General features: G+C 72.7%; 1 protein-coding gene. It reads left to right on the top strand.

Annotated features, from left to right (window positions below):
• A partial coding sequence (locus HWE04_RS24370; RefSeq protein ID WP_241813945.1) for a hypothetical protein occupies positions 1-249 on the top strand: 249 nt, incomplete at both ends.

Raw genomic sequence — 249 nt, 5'->3', positions numbered from 1 at the left:
GACCTGGACGGCGCAGCGCGCCTCGGGACTCAGCGTCGACGATGTGCGCCCGGCACCCGGACCGGCCTACGCCGGTGTGAGCTTCGACGCGGAGGGCACCCCGATCGCCCCGAGCAAGAACGACGTCGAGCAGCGTTTCGACGCCGAGGGGACCCCATTCGCGGGCCCCGGGATGACTCTGCGCCTGCACGGCCGGGTGGCCGGCATGAGAGCCGACGCGGAACTGCGCGTCATCTCCGTGACCGAGGC

The sequence above is a fragment of the Herbaspirillum sp. C7C2 genome (genome assembly GCF_022627865.1).
In the GTDB taxonomy this organism is placed as follows: domain Bacteria; phylum Pseudomonadota; class Gammaproteobacteria; order Burkholderiales; family Burkholderiaceae_D; genus Herbaspirillum; species Herbaspirillum frisingense.
The sequence above is the reverse complement of the archived record's forward strand: the minus strand, read 5'-3'. Positions and strand labels throughout refer to the sequence as shown.